General features: G+C 40.2%; 15 protein-coding genes. 8 read left to right on the forward strand and 7 right to left on the reverse strand.

Translation table 11 applies throughout. From position 1 onward, the window contains the following. Window positions 1–204: 204 nt before the first annotated feature. The 3 genes from CVS97_RS00660 to CVS97_RS00665 are packed head-to-tail and all read right to left on the reverse strand — an operon-like array spanning window position 205 to window position 3,894. Window positions 205–1,203 (reverse strand): MFS transporter, encoded by a 999-nt coding sequence (locus CVS97_RS00660; RefSeq protein ID WP_199905986.1) that lies wholly within the window; start codon window positions 1,201–1,203, stop codon window positions 205–207. Continuing rightward, the gene (locus tag CVS97_RS09285) at window positions 1,172–1,324 is read right to left on the reverse strand and encodes a hypothetical protein (protein ID WP_199905984.1); all 153 of its coding nucleotides are present in this window, start codon (window positions 1,322–1,324) and stop codon (window positions 1,172–1,174) included. Before CVS97_RS09285 ends, CVS97_RS00660 begins: the two co-directional genes overlap by 32 nt. Before the next feature lie 29 nt (window positions 1,325–1,353). Continuing rightward, window positions 1,354–3,894 (reverse strand): tryptophanyl-tRNA synthetase, encoded by a 2,541-nt coding sequence (locus CVS97_RS00665; protein ID WP_107784723.1) that lies wholly within the window; start codon window positions 3,892–3,894, stop codon window positions 1,354–1,356. A gap of 168 nt (window positions 3,895–4,062) precedes the next feature. Between CVS97_RS00665 and groES the strand changes: the two genes are divergently transcribed. The 4 genes from groES to CVS97_RS00685 all read left to right on the forward strand — a co-directional run bounded on the left by groES (window position 4,063) and on the right by CVS97_RS00685 (window position 7,798). Further along, a complete protein-coding gene (groES, locus tag CVS97_RS00670; protein ID WP_072594386.1) occupies window positions 4,063–4,323 on the forward strand; it encodes a co-chaperone GroES in 261 nt (86 codons plus the stop codon). An 8-nt stretch (window positions 4,324–4,331) separates the two neighbouring features. After that, complete coding sequence (locus CVS97_RS00675) at window positions 4,332–4,640, forward strand: monooxygenase (RefSeq protein ID WP_084042163.1); 309 nt, start codon at window positions 4,332–4,334, stop codon at window positions 4,638–4,640. Window positions 4,641–4,662: 22 nt separating this feature from the next. Beyond that, a complete protein-coding gene (gene groL, locus CVS97_RS00680) occupies window positions 4,663–6,297 on the forward strand; it encodes a chaperonin GroEL (protein WP_002940160.1) in 1,635 nt (544 codons plus the stop codon). A 133-nt stretch (window positions 6,298–6,430) separates the two neighbouring features. Then, window positions 6,431–7,798 carry a phosphomannomutase/phosphoglucomutase gene (locus CVS97_RS00685; protein ID WP_107784724.1) on the forward strand — a complete coding sequence of 456 codons (1,368 nt, stop codon included), beginning with the start codon at window positions 6,431–6,433 and terminating at the stop codon, window positions 7,796–7,798. Between the two features lie 394 nt (window positions 7,799–8,192). Here CVS97_RS00685 and CVS97_RS00690 read toward each other — a convergent pair whose 3' ends face one another. The 4 genes from CVS97_RS00690 to CVS97_RS00705 form a co-directional block, all read right to left on the reverse strand. Then, entirely contained in the window at window positions 8,193–9,053 is an 861-nt protein-coding gene (locus tag CVS97_RS00690; protein WP_072594383.1) for a cysteine ABC transporter substrate-binding protein, read from the reverse strand. Window positions 9,054–9,146: 93 nt separating this feature from the next. Further along, the gene (locus tag CVS97_RS00695; RefSeq protein ID WP_107784725.1) at window positions 9,147–9,884 is read right to left on the reverse strand and encodes an amino acid ABC transporter ATP-binding protein; all 738 of its coding nucleotides are present in this window, start codon (window positions 9,882–9,884) and stop codon (window positions 9,147–9,149) included. 1 nt (window position 9,885) lies between these two features. Next, a complete protein-coding gene (locus CVS97_RS00700; protein ID WP_107784726.1) occupies window positions 9,886–10,554 on the reverse strand; it encodes an amino acid ABC transporter permease in 669 nt (222 codons plus the stop codon). Then, complete coding sequence (locus CVS97_RS00705; protein WP_107784727.1) at window positions 10,541–11,194, reverse strand: amino acid ABC transporter permease; 654 nt, start codon at window positions 11,192–11,194, stop codon at window positions 10,541–10,543. The genes CVS97_RS00700 and CVS97_RS00705 overlap by 14 nt, the downstream gene beginning before the upstream one ends. 110 nt (window positions 11,195–11,304) lie before the next feature. Between CVS97_RS00705 and CVS97_RS00710 the strand changes: the two genes are divergently transcribed. The 4 genes from CVS97_RS00710 to CVS97_RS00725 are packed head-to-tail and all read left to right on the forward strand — an operon-like array spanning window position 11,305 to window position 14,318. Further along, window positions 11,305–11,550, forward strand: a complete 246-nt coding sequence (locus CVS97_RS00710) for a CBU_0592 family membrane protein (protein WP_107784728.1) — start codon at window positions 11,305–11,307, stop codon at window positions 11,548–11,550. Beyond that, window positions 11,547–12,515, forward strand: a complete 969-nt coding sequence (locus tag CVS97_RS00715) for an agmatine deiminase family protein (RefSeq protein WP_107784729.1) — start codon at window positions 11,547–11,549, stop codon at window positions 12,513–12,515. Before CVS97_RS00710 ends, CVS97_RS00715 begins: the two co-directional genes overlap by 4 nt. Before the next feature lie 2 nt (window positions 12,516–12,517). Beyond that, complete coding sequence (locus CVS97_RS00720; protein WP_107784730.1) at window positions 12,518–13,444, forward strand: cation diffusion facilitator family transporter; 927 nt, start codon at window positions 12,518–12,520, stop codon at window positions 13,442–13,444. Between the two features lies 1 nt (window position 13,445). Further along, window positions 13,446–14,318: a carbon-nitrogen hydrolase gene (locus CVS97_RS00725; protein ID WP_107784731.1), complete on the forward strand. Its 873-nt coding sequence runs from the start codon at window positions 13,446–13,448 to the stop codon at window positions 14,316–14,318. Window positions 14,319–14,320 lie beyond the last annotated feature (2 nt).

A 14,320-nucleotide genomic window follows, 5' to 3' on the forward strand; every position in this document is an offset into this window, starting at 1 on the left:
CAAATTTTAACCGCGCAACATTTAAATATATCACAAAATACCGCCGCCCAAAAGCCATGGCTCGGCTCTTTTACGTCTTAAAATTTCGCTTATTTCCCCGCAGCGAAGTCTCGTTGCGAGTAGGGCAAAATAAATAGAAATTAAAATTTACTCGTAAATTTCCTTACGTAATTTTTATATAAAAATGAAGTAGGGGATATAAATTTAAGTTCTACTAACTGACTTTAAAAAATAGCTCGATGTTGCACAAATAAGTGATACTGTGGCAATAAAGTAAAACGAGTGCGTTAGGCTAAAGATGTCGGCGATCTTGCCGATGACCGTTGCGAATATGCCACCGATCGTGATACTAAGGCCAAGCGTTACGCCTGAGGCTAGGCCGATTTGATTTGGCAAATAAAGCTGCGCAAGGGCGATTGAGGGGCTAAAAGATAGGCTGATGCAGGCGCTCACACACATAGAGGCTGCGAGAAATAGCGCATAGCTGTCGATAAAGAGCATTAGCACGACTAGTGGCGCGGCGATACTTAGGCTTATTTTGATAAGCCTAACTAGGCCGTATCTATCCGCTAGCGCTCCGCCAAATAGCGTAGAGATCGCACCTGCAGCAAAAAATAGGCTTAAATTTACATTTGCAGCTTCTTTGCTAAGGCCAAAAATTTTGATGAGGTATATGCTAAAAAATGCTGAAAAGCCAAAAGCGACGATCGAGCGTGAAAATATATACAGAGAAAGCCTTAAAAACGCGCCCAGATCGTCTTTTAGGACGCTTGTTTTTTGTGAAATTTGCTTTTTGTGATTGCCTTCTAGCGCTTTTATAAATTTGCCCTTTTTAAGGTATAAAAGTGTCAGAAAAATTTGAGGGATTATAAAGACCAGCGTCCCTTTTAGGCCAAAATTTCCCACAAAAACGGCGACTAAAATGGGTCCAACCGCAAAGCCCACATTGCCACCAAATGAAAATATACTTATGCTTTTGGCTCTATTTTTGGTGTTTGAGGCGTAGTTTACGATCCTTGCAGCGCTTGGATGAAAGAGCGCGGCGCCGATACCGCTTATCATCACGCAAACCAAGATGAGGTAGTAGTTTGTGACAAAGCCAGTGAGGCTTATGCCCCCGCCAGCAAGTAGTAGCCCAAGCGGGATGATGTATGGCAGCTCTTTTTGTCTCTTAGGCGGCCGATAAGTGGTTGGATGAGCAATTTGTGGCGGTCACAAGCGAGGCGGCTGTGGCATAGTCGTAGTGGTAGCTTGCGATGAAAAATGGCAGCATCGCGCCAAGGGCACTTTGGTTTATGTCGCTACAAAATTGCCCAAGCCCCATTAGATACTTTAAATCCTCTGCCTTTTTATCTAAAATAGCCCCTTTAAAAGCCCTTTTAAATTTTGCTTTTCGCTGCTTGCGTCATCATCTTTGCCAAGCTTTTTATCTAAAAATCTACCTATCTCTTTTTTGACCTTATTTTCGAGATATTGTGATCTGACGTCGTATTTTAGCTTATCTGTCGTGCCTGAAATTTGCACGTTTAGATCGGTCTTTTCTAGCCTGCAAACAAGCGGTGCGTTAAGCATTTTTGTCGCGGTATTATAAGTGCCGTTTGCAACCTTTATGTCGCTTTTTGGTGAGCTTAAATTTACGTTAAAAACTACATTATCGCCTTTTATATCGCCATAAATTTTGCCGTCTTTGTAAATCTCTTTTGTGATGTCCTTGCCAGTGAAGGTTTTGATGCTGTTTGTGAGATTTGTGCTGGCTAGGTGACCCTCTTTTAGTAAGATGTCAAATTTGCCGAGCTTTTGCTTTGTTTCGTAGTCAAATTTAGCATCGCCGTTGCCGTCATAAAGATGCTCTAGCCCCAAAGTCTGCGTTAGCCCTTTAACCTCAAAGTTTTTTAGCGCCGCATCAAGCGCGCCGCCTTTGTAGTTTGCCTCGAGTTTACCCTTAAATAGATCATCTGAAGTGGCTTTTACTACAAGGTCGTCCACTTTGCCATTTGCCTTTATGAGGGCTGCAAATTTACCGTGAAGCTCGCGACCAGCTAAAAATGCAAGCTTATTTAGCTCTGAAACTACCGCTTGAAGCTTTAAGTTTAGCGTGTTTTTGCCCGCGTCAAAGCTGCCGTCTATGCCCTTTATATCAGCTAGCGAGCTAAGAAAGTCGCCACTAAATTTTGCCATGTCGCCTTTGTAGTCTAGGCTCAAATTTGAGCTAAATTTCTCATTTTCAGGGAATTTTTTATCAAGCATTTTGCTAAGCGCTGCGGCGTTAAATTTACCATCATTTAAAGCGATCGTTGCGGTAACGCTTGGGCTTTTACTAAAGATATTTTGCCCCTTTGCTTGGACATTTGTCTTAGCATTTGCCAGCCTGTCGTTGCCGCTAAGTGCCAAGATCTCTCCTAACTGCGCCTCTTTTAGGCTAAGATCAAGATTTTCATTTTTTATGGTGACGTTTAGCTTGCCAGCAAAGGCATCGCCGCCTAAATTTAGCTCATCTATCTTGCTCTCTTTAACCTTCACGTCGCCCGCAAGCGCCATCTTTGAGCCAACCTCAAAGCCGCTAACCGCTTTAAATTTCTCATGGTCGCTAATGAGCAGAGCAAATTTGCTAAAAATTTGACTGTTTTTTAGGCCAAAAACGCCCTTTACATCCTTTAGCTCGCCAAGGTCGCTAAGCACGCTTGCGTCAAAATTTACAAGCTCACCTTTTGCGGTGGCGCCGCCTTTCAGCTCAAATTTAGCCGCGTTTTTAAGCTTTGCAAGACCATTATTTATAAGGCCATTTTTTATCTCAAATTTAGCCTCGCCTGCAAGCTTTTTTAGCTCGTCAAAGCCGCTAAAATTTGCGTTTAAATTTATCTCTCCGTCTGCGTAGCTAGGCTGCAAGGCAAGCGCTAGAAGCTTTTTTAGCTTTATGCTGGCCGCATTTAGGGCTAAGTTTTTACTATCAAAATTTGCATTTATCTTGCCACCAAGCCCGTTTATCTCAGCTTTTAGGTTTTTAAGGACATTTTCTTGCATTGTAATTTCGCCGTTTGCATCCACAGCGCCGCTTAGTTGTTGATTTATGAGCTTGCCAAAAAGGGCAAGATCAGGCACGTTTAGCGAAAAGTCGCTCTTTAAATTTTTGCTAGCTAGATCATAAGTCGTCTCATTTGCTTTTAAAGTGGCTTCAGGTGCGATGATGAGGGCTTTTGCCACTACTTTTTCATTTGCAAATTTAGCATTTACGCCGCCTTTAAAGCTTATATCTTTTACCAAATTTAGCCCAAATTCGTTTTTAAGAATTTCTTTGTTTATCACTGCACCACTTGCTAAAATTTGAGCGTTAATGATTGGCTCATTTTTCTCATCAACCCCTTGCATGTTGCTCGTTAGATCAAGCTTGCCACTAGCTAAATTTGGCTTTTGTGCAAGGGCTGATATCTCGGAAAGTTCGATATTTTTAGCGTCAAGATTTAGAGCTTTTGGCAGGTAGTCTTTTAAAATTGCATTTAAATTTATGTTTGAGCCAAGCGCCGTGCCAGTTGCCACTAGCTTGAAGTCGCTAAATTTACCAGCCACGTTTGCTTTAAGCGCTACATCTCTTTTTAACCCAAGCTCGTTAGCCTTTGCCTTGTCGGCATTTATATCTATGTTTAAATTCATGCTTTGAGTAAACAAGGAGAGGTCGCCATTTGCTTTTAAATTTATGGCATTCATCACGGTTGCTTCTAAATTCAGCGTGCTAAATCCTAGGCTAAAATCTTTAAATTTGACATCAATACCACGAGCGAGTGCCTCTTTTTCTATTTTGTTGGCTATAAATTTATTGCCAAAAGAGCTAAAGATAAAGCCAAAAATGCAAAGGATTATCAGCGCCAAAGCCACTACTAAATAGGCTATTTTTTTCATAAATTTCCTTTATATTAGTTTTATATATCATAAATCTTTAGTGCAAGTGACTAAAGTTTTAATAAAATTTAACTATAAATTATTGACTTTTTTAGAAAAAAGTGCTAGGATCTCATCACTCAAAAATAAAGAGTGCTAAAAAAGACAATTAAACCAAAAGGATGAACAATGAACTTTCAACCATTAGGCAAGCGTGTTCTAGTCGAACGCGTAGAGGAGACAAAGACCACAGCTTCGGGCATTATTATACCTGATAACGCAAAAGAAAAACCTTTAAGCGGTGAGGTAAAAGCAGTTGGTGCTGAAGTAGAGGGCGTAAAAGTTGGTGATAAAGTTGTATTTGCAAAATACGGTGGCACTGAGATAAATTTAGATGATAAAACATATCTTGTTTTAAACATTGATGATGTTTTAGGTGTTTTAAAATAAGGCTGCAGATGGCTGCGATTATGTATGTTGATTTTCCGCAAGAAGGTCTTTTTGGAGACGAGATGTCAAAAGCTTTTGAGGATTTGGCTAAAAGTATCAACCAAGAACCCGGTATGATATGGAAAATTTGGACTGAGAATAAACAAACAAAAGAAGCCGGCGGAATTTATCTTTTTGACAATAAGGAGAATGCGGAAAAATATCTGAAAATGCACAGTGAAAGACTAGCTAAAAACGGCTATTCAAATATTCGCGGTAAAATTTTTGATATTAATATGCCTTTGTCAATGATAAATAAGGCTGATTTTTTAAAATAAATTAAAACCGAAAGGAAAAACAATGGCAAAAGAAATTTTTTACTCTGATGATGCAAGAAACCGCCTATACGAGGGCGTAAAAAAACTAAATGACGCTGTAAAAGTGACAATGGGACCAAGAGGCAGAAATGTCCTTATCCAAAAGAGCTTTGGTGCTCCAAACATCACAAAAGACGGCGTTAGTGTGGCTAAAGAGGTTGAGCTAAAAGATACTATCGAAAACATGGGTGCAAGCCTAGTTAGAGAAGTAGCAAGCAAGACAAACGACCAAGCAGGTGACGGCACTACAACAGCAACCGTGCTAGCTCACGCTATATTTAAAGAGGGCCTTAGAAACGTAACTGCTGGCGCAAATCCTATCGAAGTAAAACGCGGTATGGATAAAGAAGTAGCAGCTCTTATAGATGCACTAAAAAATATCTCTAAAAAAGTATCAGGCTCAAAAGAGATCGCTCAGATCGCTACTATCTCTGCTAACTCAGATGAGAGCATCGGTAAACTAATCGCTGATGCGATGGAAAAAGTCGGTAAAGATGGCGTCATAACAGTAGAAGAGGCAAAATCTATCCAAGACGAGCTAAGCGTTGTTGAGGGTATGCAGTTTGACCGCGGATACCTAAGCCCATACTTCATCACAAACCCTGAAAAGATGCAAGTTGAGCTAAGCAATCCATTTATATTGCTATTTGACAAGAAGATCACAAATTTAAAAGACCTGCTTCCAGTGCTTGAGCAAGTACAAAAGAGTGGCAAACCACTTCTAATCATCGCTGAAGATATCGAGGGCGAGGCGCTTGCAACGCTTGTTGTAAATAAACTTCGCGGCGTACTAAACATCTCAGCTGTAAAAGCTCCTGGTTTTGGCGACAGAAGAAAAGCGATGCTTGAAGATATCGCTATTTTAACAGGTGGCGAAGTTATCAGTGAAGAGCTAGGCAGAACACTTGAAAGCGCTACTATAAATGACCTTGGACAAGCTTCAAGCGTAGTTATCGACAAAGATAACACAACTATCGTAAATGGTGCAGGCGAGAAGTCAGCAATAGACGCTAGAATAACTCAGATCAAAGCTCAAATCGCAGAAACTACAAGCGACTATGACAAAGAAAAACTACAAGAGCGTCTTGCAAAACTAAGCGGCGGCGTGGCAGTTATCAAAGTAGGTGCTGCGACTGAAACTGAGATGAAAGAGAAAAAAGACCGCGTTGATGATGCTCTAAGCGCTACTCGTGCAGCTGTTGAAGAGGGTATTGTAGTAGGTGGCGGTTCAGCTCTTATCCTTGCTTCAAAGAGTGTAAATCTAAATTTACAAGGTGATGAGGCAATCGGCGCTGAGATCGTCAGAAGAGCGCTTCGTGCTCCACTTCGCCAAATCGCTGAGAACGCTGGTTTTGACGCAGGCGTAGTAGCAAACGCAGTTGAGACAAGCAAAGATGCAAATTTTGGCTTTAACGCTGCAACTGGCGAATATGTAAATATGTTTGAAGCTGGCATCATCGATCCAGTGAAAGTTGAGAGAGTTGCGCTTCAAAATGCTGTTAGCGTGGCTAGTTTGTTGCTAACGACTGAGGCAACTATCAGCGAGATAAAAGAAGAAAAAGCAATGCCTGCAATGCCTGACATGGGCGGAATGGGTGGTATGGGCGGCATGATGTAGCAGCCCTTTTCGAGCTAGAGCCTTCTAGCTCGAATTTATATTTAAACTTTAACCTCACTAAATTTATAAAATTATTTACTCCTTTTTAAATTTATTCTTGTATCATTTTGCTTTCTTTTATGGAGAATTTACAATGAAATATGATGAAATTTTTAGAGAATATGACATCCGCGGTATTTTTGAAAAGGACTTGACAGAAGATAGCGTCAAGGCTATAGGGCTTGCTTTGGGTAAGAAATTTAACGAATTTGGCGTGAAAACTTTAAGTGTTGGTTTTGATGCAAGGCTAAGTGCTAGCACGCTTTTTAGGTATCTGCTAAGTGGTCTAAACAAGGCTGGTGGCTTTAAAATTTATAACATCGGCTTGCTTCCAACTCCTGTTGGCTACTTTAGCGTTTATGCTGATTATTTTGACGCAAACATCATGATCACGGGCTCTCACAACCCAAAAGATTATAACGGCTTTAAGATCACTATCAAAAAAGATAGTTTTTTTGGCAAAGATCTGCAAATTTTAAAAGATAAGGTGAATGAGATAATCGCCTCTGGTGAGCAGATTGCAGACGATGAAAGCTGTGAGAAATTTAATATCTTAGAAAAATACGTTGAGTTTTTTGTACAAGAATTTAGTGAGCTTAAAAATTTCAAAAAGCCCTTTGTTATTGACTGTGCAAATGGCGCTGTTGGCGTAAGCTTGGTGCCCATCGTCAAAGCACTTGGGCTAAATGCAAAAATTTTATATGAAGATCCAGACGGAAATTTCCCAAATCACCACCCAGATCCAAGTGAAAAAGAGAATTTAAAAGAGCTATTTTCGCTCATCGAAAAGAAAGAATTTGACCTTGGATTTGGCTTTGACGGAGATGGCGACAGGATCGCAGTTATAACGCCAAAAAGAGATATAAAAGGCGATGAGCTAGCCTATCTTTATGCTCTAAATATGAAACATCCAAAGGTACTTGGTGAGGTTAAATGCTCGCAAAACATGTACGATGAGATCGCAAAGATCGGCGAAGTTTTCATGGGAAAAACAGGACACAGCAATATAAAAAAGATGATGAAAGAGCTAAATGTCGATCTTGCGGCTGAAGTTAGCGGTCATATCTTTTTTAAAGAGCGCTATTTTGGCTTTGACGACGCACTTTATGCGATGATGAGGGTGCTTGAGCTGGTTCACAAGGGTTTTGATCTTGATGGTGAGCTTGATAAGATGCCGCTTGTCTTTAGCACTGATGAGATCAAGGTAAAGACGACTGATGAGGCTAAATTTAAGATAGTTGCCAAGCTAAAAGAGTGCATAAAAAACGAGAGTTGCGACCTGCCAAAGATAAAAAATATCATTGATATTGATGGCATAAGGATTCAGTTTGAAAATGGCTGGGCACTGGTGCGCGCATCAAATACAACGCCAGTTATCGTCACTAGATTTGAAGCAAAGAGTAAGGAATTTTTAGAAGAGATCGAGCAAAAAGTGACAAATTTGCTTAAGAGCTTAATGTAACCAATAAAAGCATTTTGGGTTAAATTTACTCCAAAATGCTCTTTAAAATTTTTGTTTAAACATTTAAAAACTAAGTTGTATCTTTCTCACCTAGCTTTCGTGGATTTTTTGGAAACTTTGCATACATACCATCCATCTAGAATTTAAATTTATAAAATAACATGCGGCTTAACTTTTTTGAACCTTCATGTGGATAATGCAATTTAAATCCGCAAGTAGTCTATCTATAGCTCATTATTTTGCAAGGGGTCGTCTACTAGTTTGCTACTCAGGTATGTAAGATATCCGCCCTTTATGGATTTTATGCAGTGTAACCTACCGGCAAAAATTTTTACAAACGTATTTGTTAAATTTAAAAAAAGAGAGATGGCGTAAAAATTTACGCCATTAAATTTTAGAGTTTGCCACCTTCAACGACAAGTGATTCTGGATTTACGCTATCACCATAGATTGGTTTTAGTGTAGCATCATAGTCTTTGTGGAAGAAATTTTCTTTTCCGAGCTCAATGATCTCATTGTTTAGCCAGTCAAGTAAAACTTTGTTACCTTTTTTAACAGCTGGTGCTATCACGTCCACATCACCAAGTGCCTCAACGCCTACAACAAAGCCTGGAGTTTCTTTCGCCCAGGCAAAAAGTAGTGCGTTATCATGTGCTAGTGCAGCACCTCTTTTATCAACCAAAGCCGCAAATGTTTCAGTATTTTGGTCGTATTTTGCAAGCTTAATGTCAGGATAATTTTTTGTAAAAAACGCGTCCGCAGTCGTGCCCTTATTTACGATTAGGGTTTTATCTTTTAGCTCATCGATGCTCTTTATCACTGCACCTTCAGGGCTTACGATGCCAAGCGAAACCTTCATGTATGGAAGCGCAAAATCAACAACTTGTGCGCGCTCAGGTGTCTTTGTAAAATTTGCAAGCGTAATATCTACTTTATCAGCTACTAAAACTTCAACTCTACCAGCAGCCTCGACTAGCTCAAATTTTACCTTGCTCTCATCGCCTAGTAGGTCTTTTGCGATACGTTTTGCAAAGTAAATATCATAGCCTTGGTTTTTGCCGTCTTTATCGACATAGCCAAATGGTGGTTTGTCGCTGAAAACGCCAATTCTTACAAATCCACGCTCTTTGATCTTTGCGATCGCATCAGCTTCGTTTGAAGCAGCTTTTGCCGTGTCGGCACCTTTGTCATTACCACAACCCGTTAGAAAGACGGTAGCGATTAATGCTAATAAGAAAAATTTAAATTTTCTCACTCTTTCTCCTTGTAAAAAAGTTAAATAAATAAGAGCGTTAAAATTTCGCTCTAAACGCATTTTGAAAAAACGGCAAATTATCTCTTATTTTTTCTAAAACGAGAATAAATTTAGAAATTTCTTAGCGCGATCGCTCTTTGGGTTGGTAAAAAATTCCTCTGGTTTGCTGATCTCCACGATCGCCCCAGCATCCATAAATACGATCTTGTTTGCAACTGCTCTTGCAAAGCTCATCTCGTGTGTGACTATTAGCATCGTCATGCCATCTTTGGCTAAATTTAGTATCACATCAAGCACTTCTCTAACGATCTCTGGATCAAGCGCAGCCGTAACCTCGTCAAATAGCATAATTTCAGGGTTTAAACAAAGGCTTCTTACTATTGCTATGCGCTGCTTTTGGCCGCCACTTAGCTCCTTTGGATAGGCAAATTTCTTATCAAGTAGCCCAACCTTGCTTAACCACATATCAGCGGTCTTTTCGGCCTCGACCCTATCTCTTTTTTGCACCTTTAAAGGCCCAAGAAGGACGTTGTCTATGACGTTCATATGATCAAACAGCTCATAGCTTTGAAAGACCATGCCGACTTTTTGGCGGATCCTTTGCCAATCATTAAATTTAGCATCAATTGCTTCACCATCGATTATTATCTCACCGCTTGCGATACTCTCAAGGCCGTTTATGCACCTAAGAGTTGTGCTTTTGCCACAGCCTGATGGGCCAAGAAGCACGACCACCTCACCACTTTTTACCTCTAAATTTATATCTTTTAAGGCGTGAAGCTCTCCATAAAATTTGTTTATTTTTTTAAGTTCTAATATGTTTTCGCTCATTTTAACTCCATTTTTCTTCTAGTTTTTTTGATAGTTTTGAGACTGGATAGCAGATCACAAAATATAAAAAGAATATGAGCGCGTATATCCAAAATGGTGCCATAGGATTTGTAAATACATTTCGCTCGATGATCTGCTGACCGACCTTGACTACCTCTACAACGCCAATTAGCACGACGATAGAGGTCGTTTTTATCATACGGCTTAGTAAATTTACAGCCCCAGGCACTAGCCTTCTCGTGGCAAGTGGGATGATGACGTGAGAGTAAATTTGAAATTTACTAAGCCCAAGCGAGGCGGCTGATTCAAATTGATGTTTTGGTATCGATGTTATTGCACCACGCACGATGTCCATCATTTCAAAAATTCCCCACAAGCTAAAGACGATGAGTGAGGCTGTAAATGCTGAAATGTGAATATCAAACGCCTTACTAACACCAAAATAAAATAAAAATAGCCAAACGATCTGAGGCATTATACGAACGATTTCTAGGCAAATTTTTAAAATAAAATAGATAAATTTATTTTTCATGCTCATAAGTACGCCAAGCACTAAACCACCGATTATAGAGATAAATATAGAGATAAATGAAATTTCTGTGCTAACGACTAGACCGTCAAAGAGCCTTAGTAAATTTTGCGTATCAAATAATATACTAACTCCTTGCATTTCTCACCCTTTTTTCGACATAGCTAAGTACCAGCGAGACTGGCAAGATGATGATGAGATAGCTAATTACTAGCATAAAAAGTGCCTCATCTGTTTTGTAATAAAGCCCGATAAGATCCTTTGCGACGTAAACTAGATCAGCAAGTGCCACGATACTAACGATGCTTGTTTCTTTTAGTAAAAAGATAATATTTGCACTAATGCTTGGCACCGCTACACTAAATGCTTGAGGCAAGATAACATATCTTAAGAGCTGATTTTTGCTAAGTGCGATGCTTAGTCCCGCTTCTATCTGTGACCTTCTCACCGCCTCAAAGCCAAGCCTAAAGCTCTCGCTCATATAGCTACCACCAAGAAAGCTAAGACCAGCGACCGCACAGGCAAAGCCACTCATTGACACTCCAAGCTTTGGCAAGCCATAATATAAAAAGAAAAGCTGTATAAGAAGTGGCGTATTTCTTGAGAGCTCGACGTAGCAGTCAATCACTTTTGATAGAAATTTTAGCTTGTAAAATTTTACAGCCATACAAAAAATACCGATCAAAATAGAAAAAATGATCCCTAAAAAGGCGATCTCACAGGTAAGCACTCCGGCCTTAGCATAAAGCGGATAAAATTTCTCAATAAACTCAAAATCCATAAAACTTTAATCCAATCTGAAAAATGGAGTTATTTTATCTTATAATCATAAATTTAAAACTAATTAGATATGATCTTGCATTAAATTTAAGCTTGCAAAAAGGATAAAATTTGATCGATCTTTTTCAGATCATCGGCTTTTTAGGGATGATTTGCATCGTGATGGGCTACTTTTTACTTCAGATCGGCCGCCTAAATAGCCTCGATCTAGCCTATCAGATAATAAATTTAGTAGGTGCGGTGCTACTTATAATCTCGCTTTTTGTGCACTTTAACCTCGGTTCATTTTTGATAGAGGTCTTTTGGATATTCATCACGATTTATGGAATTTATAAAATTTATAAGGAGAGAGCGTGAGAGCTTACGCAGAGTGGGAAGAGCAGGAGCTTTTGTTTTTATCGCTGCCACATAGTAAGAGCGACTGGGAGCCCTATTTAGAGGAGATTTTGGCGAGCTATGAGGAGCTAGTGGCTGCTATTACGCCCTTTGAAAAGGTGGTACTAATCTGCCCAGATGAGACAAATTTTGCTAGGTTTAAGAAATTTAAAAATGTTGAGTTTGTAAAGCTTGATACTGATGATACTTGGATCAGAGACTACGGCATGATCGATGTTTGCACCAAGGACGGCGTAAAGAGCTACGACTTTAAATTTAACGCTTGGGGCGGTAAATTTAAGAGCTCAAAAGATGATGCGATAAATTTGGAGCTAGCTAAAATTTACAAAACTAAGCTTGAGCCAGTTGATATGATACTAGAGGGTGGGAGTGTTGAGTTTAACGGAGATGGCGTACTTTTAACCACCTCAAAATGCTTGCTAAATGAAAATAGAAACAAATCGCTTAGCAAAGAGCAGATCGAAGAAAAACTAAAAAATTTATTTGGCTTAAAACGTATCATCTGGCTTGAAAATGGCTTTATAAGAGGCGATGATACAGATAGTCACATCGACACTTTAGCGCGTTTTATCACGCCTGATACGATAGCTTACGCATCTTGCGAAGACAAGAGTGATGAGCACTTTGATGAGCTTAAAAAGATGGAGGATGAGCTTAAAAAAACTGGCTTTAAGCTACTTGCTCTGCCGCTTCCTAAGCCTAAATTTTATGAGGGCAAAAGGCTTGGCTGCACCTATGCAAATTTCATCTTTATAAATGGTGCCTTGATCGTGCCAGCATATAACGACGAAAACGATGAAAAGGTGCTAAATTTACTAGCCAAGGCACTGCCAGATAGAAAGATCATCGGTGTAAATTCGCTAGTTTTTGTGCGTCAAAATGGCTCGCTTCACTGCTCAAGCCAAAATAGATATAAAAGGTCTTAGTCTTGTCAAGTCCGTTTGATTATGAGTTTAACCGTATAAATAAGCAGGAGTGCACTCAGGGCGAAAACAAGGCAGTTATCGCAGCTGGAGCTTGCGCCTTTTTGCTCGCACTTGTGAAATTTACAGCTGGGCTTTTTAGCGGCTCGGTCGCTGTGCTTGGCTCGGCGATTGACTCGATGCTTGATTTTATAGTCTCGCTTTTAAATTTATTTGCGCTTAGAAAGTCAAGAAAACAAGCTGATGAGAGATTTAACTTTGGCTACACAAAGCTGGAGGCCTTGGCAGCGCTATTTGAGTGCGTCATCATCGTTGTGGCCGCTGGATATATTTTTTATGAGAGTATTAAAAAATTTAGCGAGCCAAATTTAGAGATAGACCTTGGCTTAAGCCTTGGCGTGATGGTCTTTTCGGTCGTAGTAACGCTATGTTTGGTGCTATTTTTAAACCAAATTTCTAAAAAAAGTGGCAATCTTATCATAAAAGCAGACGCACTGCACTATAAGATCGACCTTTTTAGCAACCTTGCAGTCATTATTTCTCTTCTTATCATTAAATTTAGCGGATTTGTGATGATAGATGCGATCTTTGGTATCGTGATAAGTGGCTACATCGCTCAAAGCGCTATAAGCCTTGGCAAAGACGCCCTTGGTATCTTGCTAGATCATGCAGCAAGTCCTGAGGTCACAGAGGGGATCATCAAGATGATAAAGGCAAAGCAGAGAATTTCAGACTTTCACTATCTAAACACAAGACAGAGCGCAAATACCATATTTTTAACGCTGCATTTAGTTTTTGACAAAGATATCTCGCTTTACGATGCACACGAGGTGGCCGACTCGCTTGAAGCTGAGATAAGAGAGAAATTTAGGGATTATTCGTGGCAGATAACCACGCATTTAGACCCATATAACGACAAAGAAGGGAGATGAGATGAAAGTAGCACTACTTCAACAAGAATTTAAAGGGACAAAAGAGGCGACTATCGCAAAGACGCTTGAGCTAATCGCCGAGGCAAAAAAAGGTGGCGTTGATCTAGCTGTCTGCCAAGAGCTGCACCAGACGCAATACTTTTGCCAAAGCGAGGATACAAATTTCTTTGATCACGCAAACGACTGGCAAGAGGACGTCGCTTTTTGGGGCAAGGTAGCAAAAGAAAATGGCGTAGTTTTAGTCACTTCGCTTTTTGAAAAGAGGGCTAACGGACTTTATCACAACACCGCCTTTGTCTTCGAGCGTGACGGCAGCGTGGCTGGCAAATACCGAAAAATGCACATCCCTGATGATCCTGGATTTTACGAGAAATTTTACTTCACGCCTGGCGATATTGGCTTTGAGCCTATTGAAACCAGCCTTGGCAAGCTTGGTGTTTTGGTGTGTTGGGATCAGTGGTATCCAGAGGCAGCAAGGCTGATGGCGCTAAAAGGGGCAAAAATTCTCATCTATCCAACGGCTATTGGCTGGTTTGATGGCGATAGTGATGATGAAAAATCAAGACAGCTTGAAGCGTGGGTGGCGGTGCAAAGAGGTCACAGCGTTGCAAATGGCCTGCCGGTTGTTGCGGTAAATCGTGTGGGCTTTGAAAAAGATGATAGCGGCGTGATGGATGGGATAAAATTTTGGGGAAATAGCTTTGTTTTTGGGCCACAAGGCGAGCAGCTTTTCCGCGCAAATAGCACAGATGAGCTTTGCAAGATCGTTGAGATAGACATGAAAAGAAGCGAAGAAGTGCGTAGAATTTGGCCATTTTTAAGAGACCGCAGGATCGATGCCTACTCAAATATCACAAAGAGGTTTATCGACTAAAT

Source organism: Campylobacter concisus (genome assembly GCF_003049735.1).
GTDB lineage: Bacteria > Campylobacterota > Campylobacteria > Campylobacterales > Campylobacteraceae > Campylobacter_A > Campylobacter_A concisus_AN.